This window comes from Vibrio sp. 10N.222.49.C9, from assembly GCF_041474985.1.
In the GTDB taxonomy this organism is placed as follows: Bacteria; Pseudomonadota; Gammaproteobacteria; order Enterobacterales; family Vibrionaceae; genus Vibrio; species Vibrio crassostreae_C.
This window is the reverse complement of sequence record NZ_JBFRVD010000335.1, coordinates 1-1505: the sequence shown is the minus strand read 5'-3', so window position 1 is coordinate 1505 and position 1505 is coordinate 1. Positions and strand designations below refer to the sequence as shown.

1 protein-coding gene is annotated in these 1505 nt (G+C 43.3%); it reads right to left on the bottom strand.

Annotated features, from left to right (window positions below):
* Positions 1–351 precede the first annotated feature (351 nt).
* Positions 352–1371: an IS110 family transposase gene (locus AB4585_RS23400; RefSeq protein WP_372171169.1), complete on the bottom strand. Its 1020-nt coding sequence runs from the start codon at positions 1369–1371 to the stop codon at positions 352–354.
* Positions 1372–1505 lie beyond the last annotated feature (134 nt).

Sequence of the window (1505 nt, the reverse complement as noted above, 5' to 3'; positions counted from 1 at the left end):
AAGCTACAAGCTACAAGCTAGCATCTTGTTTACATGCCGGACTCCAAGGGCTCCGTCATATATGGACCCACCCGGTTTGCAAGTAATTTTACAGATTTGGTAGTAGAGTCATTGCCTTCATATATTCGGCCTACTTATCGAGCTATGTCGTACTCGTGGCCCTGATGTAATCTGCACCCAGCGCTCTTTTATCATTCCCTCGGCTTCACATTGAGCCTATGACGATTACAGAGTATCGCTGGGGCGGTTTGACCGCTTACCATCTATGTAAAATTTGTCGCAACTGGTGATGAGTGCTTCTTTCCTTACCTTTTTATTCGCTTAAATTGGTTCGGTGTTGCTACTATCGCTCTAAACCATCTTTAGTTCATACGGACGATTGTTTGCGATAACAGACCAAACTACACGAGCCAATTTATTCGCTAAAGCAACGCATGCGACGTTGTAGTTTTTCTTCATTTTTAAATTGGTCGCCCACACACTGAGTTTATCTTCTTTCTTATCTACGACATTAAGAACACTTCTAGCGCCGTGTACGAGCAACGCCCTCAGCACTATATTCCCCTTCTTGCTAATACCGTATAAAACAGATTTGCCACCCGTTGAATGCTGTCTAGGGACTAATCCGCACCAGGCTGCAAAGTGCCTTCCATTAGCAAAGTGTTTCCCATTCCCGATTGCAGCATACAATGCCAAGGCCGTAATTGGCCCAATACCCGTCACCGTTTGAGCAAGTTGGCAAAGTTCATTTTCCTTAGTGAACGCCTTAATCTTCTTATCCACTTTCTCGATTTTATCGCTCAATAAAAGATATTCTTCATACAATTCACTAAACAAGCTTCTCGCCGTCCAAGTAAGAGAATTATCCGCGTCTTCCAAAAACTCAGGTAATGCTCTTCTTAAAGCTGCTGTTCCCTTGTTAATGCAAAGCCCATACTCAAGAAGCATGCCTCGGATTTGGTTACTCAATTTTGTGCGTTGCTTTACTAGACGCTCTCTTATCCGTAGAAGCATTTGTGCATCTTGCTGTTCGATATCTTTGATTGGAACAAAGCTCATATCATCGCGTTGAGAGCATTCTGCTATGGCTTCAGCATCGTTGTAATCATTTTTATTCTTTCTGCGGTAAGCAACGACATACTGGGGTGCAATGAGCTTGACTTCATGCCCCAACTTTTGGATTTCTCTCGCCCAATAATTGGAGCTTCCACAGGCTTCCATCACGACAATGGCTGGCTCAGTGTTCGCAAAGAACTTAAGTACCGCGGCACGTTTCATTTGTTTTTTCTTGGTGACTTTTCCGTGTGATGTAACAAACACTGCGTGAAAAACATTCTTGGCGATATCTAATCCAATCGTTATAGTTTTCATGTGGACCTACCCTTATTTAGATGATTGTTTGTTCATTCTCATCTTGGCGCATTGCGACGCCGTTTAAAAGGGTGGGTCCATTTCATTATTCCCGCATGTCGTTAGCGGGAATCTTAGAACGCACTAATTAGAAG